We start from the raw sequence: 3,838 nt of genomic DNA, 5'->3' as shown, positions 1-3,838 counted from the left end.
CGCGGCGCCTGATTGCAGGCATCGAGACCATGCACATGATCGCCAAGGGGCAGATGAACTGCCCCAAGGGTGCAAGCGTTTCAGCTGCTGAGCAGTTCTACAGCCTGGCCGCTTAAACCGGTCACCGGCCCCTGGCATCAACCCGTTCCGCTGCCCTTATTGCGACAGAACCCCACGCAAGGGGTTCGCGCAATTTTCCCCTTCAGGCGCCTCGCGGCATCCTCGATCTTCGAAAGCTCAAGCATATTTCTCCCGTGGTCACGCAGACTCGCTGATGCCAGTTACGAAGGTCAACGTGGCACACCGTTGAGAAATGCAGCTTTGATGGACACCGGGTCGTTTTCTTCCAGGCCCAGCACGCGTGCCGTGCGACCCGTGGCTTCGAAGTCGGTATCGCAGAGGATCCCGCTAATCCTGATGAAAGCATCCGTAAGCGGAAGCGGCAGTCCTATTTGTTTGGCCAACGAACTCCAGGTGACCAGACCGAAGGGGATGTCCTCCGTGAAGTAACGGTGGGTCAACGAGTCGGGTTCGGGGAACGCCTGGCGTCCGTAGCCCTGGACAATCCGCTCCACATAAGTGCCGTCGGTGACGCCGTAGGCGGCTTCGAGAAACTGCCAGAAGCTGTGTGTCTTTACGTCAAGAGCTGCCGCTAGAGACAGGCGCTCTTCATCCAGGGCGTTGATGACTTCTGCAATTCTGGGAGTGACCAGCGTGTGCTGAGGGAGCTTGTCCGAGTCCTCCACCGTTTTGATGTTCAATACTGCGGGGGGAACGTGATAGATCGCGTTGCAGTTTCCAAGGCCTACCGAAAGCGTGTCGGTGCCGGCCACGTAGCGATTGCCGAAGTACTGGCTGAGTCGGTTGAGTGCCTTGTCACAGGCCATGTGCGGTATGGTTGCCAGTTGCACGGCTTGCTTGATGGCTCCGATGTAGACCTTGGCAGGACCGCGCAGGCGGCAGGTATAGAGGCTGGTTGGCGTTTCCGCGATCAGGCAGGGAGGACGCCGAGCCGACGCAAAATGCCTCGCGAGTTCCAGCGAACTCCCCAGCACACTGGGCTGGAAAACCACCAATTGCTCCGGCTCCAGCAATACAGCAAGCTGCTGCGACAGGTATGCATGGGCGAACGCTGGTGCTGCGACGATGACGGTGTCTGCGCCCTTGACCGCCCTCTCGATATCAGTGGTTAGCAGAGGTTTCGCCGCACGGCCTTCCACATCGCCTGATAGCTCGATGCCGCCGGTCGAGTTGATCGCTTCGAAATCGCGTTCCCACCGTGAGTACAGTCGGACATCGTGGCCGAGCAGAGTCATGTGGCCAGCGATGGCTTGGCCAACGTTTCCAGCGCCGACAATTGCAATTTTTCCCATGGGGTATGTTTCTTTCATGCAAGGTTATGAATGCACCGTTCGCATGAAGGGTGCGTGAATGAATTCGTGCCGCACCGCTTGCGGCGGCAACAAACATCCGAATCCGGGCTGTTGTCCCGATTGCCGGGTGAAAACCGGATACGTTCTGTACGGTCTAGGGGAAATTAGTCGGCCGTGATCCGGCCCTTGCGGATGACTTCACCCCACTTTGCGAGATCCGACTTGATCATCGCCGCGAACTGCTCGGGCGTCTTGATGTCGGTTTCGGAGCCCATGGCCTCGAACTGCTTCTTGAAGTTGGGATCCGACAGGATCTCATTGATGGTCGTATTTAGCCTCTTCACGATCGCGGGAGGCATGCCCTTCGGACCGACGATCCCCGCCCAGGTCACCATCTCGAGGTAAGGCGCTCCCGCCTGAGCGACGGTCGGTACGTCGGGCAACCGCGGCGAGCGCGTTGAGCTTGTGATGGCCAACGCACGAATACGGCCCGCCTTGACCTGTGGCTCCATCGAAGTGAAATTGCTGATCATCAGCTGGATATGGCCAGCGGCAAGATCGCCTTCGGCTGCCGGCGCGCTCTTGTATGGCGCATGGACCATCTCGATGCCTGAGTTCATACGCAGCATTTCTGTCAGGACGTGAAGAGACGTACCTTGACCCGTCGAGCCGAAGGAGATCATGTTCGGGTTCGCCTTCGCATATGCGATCAGTTCAACGAGCGTCTTCACCGGTAGGCTCGGCGTAACGCCAACGAGATTCGGCTGCGTAAACAGCGAGGCAATTGGCGTGAAGTCGCTCTCGATGCGATACGGCAGCTGCTTCGCAGTGAGCGTACCCACGATGAACGTGGCGAGGTTGTTGCTGCCGATGGTGTAGCCATCAGGCGCTGCCTTTGCAACCACGTCCATACCAATCGCGCCGGATGCACCGGGCTTGTTTTCAATGACGAACGGCTGCCCCAGCCGCTTGTGGAGCTCGATGGCCAGTGCGCGTGCGTGGTTGTCCGCTGCGCCGCCTGGCGCCGCAGGGACGATCAGTCGGACGGGTTTTTCAGGATACTCCGCACGGGCAGCCTGCAGGGGGGCGAGGACGCCGATCATGAGCGCTGCAGCAAAGCTGGGAATTCGGTACTTCAAGGCGACCTCTACGGTTGATTGATGGTGCACTGGATCCTAGGCAAATCGGTGACCTGCATCCATGCCGCCTGAAGCAACAACCTATTCGCGCGTGGTATGTGTTCGAGCCGCGTCGGTGGCCGACTTGAGCAGCTGGAGCAGCTCCCGCGCAGGCGCTCCCAACCGCGTGTCACTCATCGCGGTCGCGTATACGGTGTAGGTGCATGCAGGCCGAAGCGGCAACGTGATACCTCCACGCTGGTGGTGCTTGGCACCGGTCAGCGGGTCTACGACCGACACGCCCATTCCACGCAGGACCAAATCACTGACTGTCTGGAAGAGCGACACTTCGATCATTGCGTCGACCGTCACGCCGTTGGCCGACAGCAGCGCATCCAATTGCCGTTGGAATGTGCCGGTTAACGCCACGAATGGCTTTCCTGCTAACTCCTTGACATCGACTTGCTTCGCGGAAGCAGTAAGCCACTTGCTCGTGCCGATGCAGACACAATCGAACGTGAACTCCGCGACGGTCTCGAGGTTGCCGATGGACAGCTTGTCCGCCGTGAGACCAATGTCCGCCTGCCTGTTCCGGACGTTGCGCGCCACCTCGAGGTACGAAGACACCGTGAGACTTACGACGACATCCGGGAACTTGGCGCGCAGGTGCTCGATGATCTCCGGCATCACCGAGTGTCCAATCGAAGGGATGGTACAGATCGATAGCCTCCCAGTCATTTGCTTTTGCAGCTGTGTCGAGAAGCTAGTGATTTCTTCGAGGCCGACGAACGACTGCTGGACCTTCGTCATAAGAACAATGGCTTCGTCGGTAGGCTTGACGCTTCGCCCGCTCTTCTGGAAGAGTGGAAAGCCGACGACCTTTTGCAAGTCAGCGATGAGTCGGCTCATCGAAGGTTGGGGAATCCCCAACGCATCGGCGCCCGCGCTGATGCCGCCATGCAGCATCGCTGCTCTGAACGCCTCTATCATGCGGTGGGTGACGGGTCGCTTTGCCATAGCTTTTCAGTGGATGCCGAGAGATTACGCCATTGCCAGTGTTGACGGTACTGCCGTCAAGAGCCACGTGTGCATGGCAGCTTGTGGCCGATAGCCGACCTCCATATTACAGCATCGAGTGACGGCAATCAGCCTCAATCGGGCAACTGAGGGAATGTGGTTCTGTCGCAATAAGGGCAGCGGAACGGGTTGATGCCAGGGGTCGGTGACCGGTTTAAGCGGCCAGGCTGTAGAACTGCTCAGCAGCTGAAACGCTTGCACCCTTGGGGCAGTTCATCTGCCCCTTGGCGATCATGTGCATGGTCTCGATGCCTGCAATCAGGCGCCGCG

At 59.0% G+C, this 3,838-nt stretch carries 3 protein-coding genes and 2 pseudogenes; 1 reads left to right on the top strand and 4 read right to left on the bottom strand.

Going from position 1 to position 3,838, the window contains the following annotated elements:
• Window positions 1-116: pseudogene (locus tag B9Z46_RS15255) on the top strand (IS6 family transposase); the annotation flags it as partial.
• Between the two features lie 174 nt (window positions 117-290).
• On the opposite strand, the gene B9Z46_RS14990 reads toward B9Z46_RS15255, so the two are convergent.
• The 4 genes and pseudogenes from B9Z46_RS14990 to B9Z46_RS14975 all read right to left on the bottom strand — a co-directional run.
• A complete protein-coding gene (locus B9Z46_RS14990; RefSeq protein ID WP_108257385.1) occupies window positions 291-1,391 on the bottom strand; it encodes an NAD/NADP-dependent octopine/nopaline dehydrogenase family protein in 1,101 nt (366 codons plus the stop codon).
• A gap of 146 nt (window positions 1,392-1,537) precedes the next feature.
• Window positions 1,538-2,512 carry a tripartite tricarboxylate transporter substrate binding protein gene (locus B9Z46_RS14985; RefSeq protein ID WP_233246039.1) on the bottom strand — a complete coding sequence of 325 codons (975 nt, stop codon included), beginning with the start codon at window positions 2,510-2,512 and terminating at the stop codon, window positions 1,538-1,540.
• 81 nt (window positions 2,513-2,593) lie between these two features.
• Window positions 2,594-3,508 carry a LysR family transcriptional regulator gene (locus B9Z46_RS14980; RefSeq protein WP_108257383.1) on the bottom strand — a complete coding sequence of 305 codons (915 nt, stop codon included), beginning with the start codon at window positions 3,506-3,508 and terminating at the stop codon, window positions 2,594-2,596.
• 214 nt (window positions 3,509-3,722) lie between these two features.
• A pseudogene (locus B9Z46_RS14975) lies at window positions 3,723-3,838 on the bottom strand (IS6 family transposase); the annotation flags it as partial.

Source organism: Limnohabitans sp. Hippo4 (assembly GCF_003063605.1).
Lineage (GTDB): Bacteria > Pseudomonadota > Gammaproteobacteria > Burkholderiales > Burkholderiaceae_C > Limnohabitans_A.
Note: the sequence above shows the minus strand (reverse complement) of the source record. Positions and strands in the feature narration are given on the sequence as shown.

Bases quoted from the DNA above. Each gene is read 5' to 3' on its own strand.
- B9Z46_RS14990 (WP_108257385.1), bottom strand. From the start codon at position 1,391: ATGAAAGAAACATACCCCATGGGAAAAATTGCAATTGTCGGCGCTGGA.
- B9Z46_RS14980 (WP_108257383.1), bottom strand. From the start codon at position 3,508: ATGGCAAAGCGACCCGTCACCCACCGCATGATAGAGGCGTTCAGAGCA.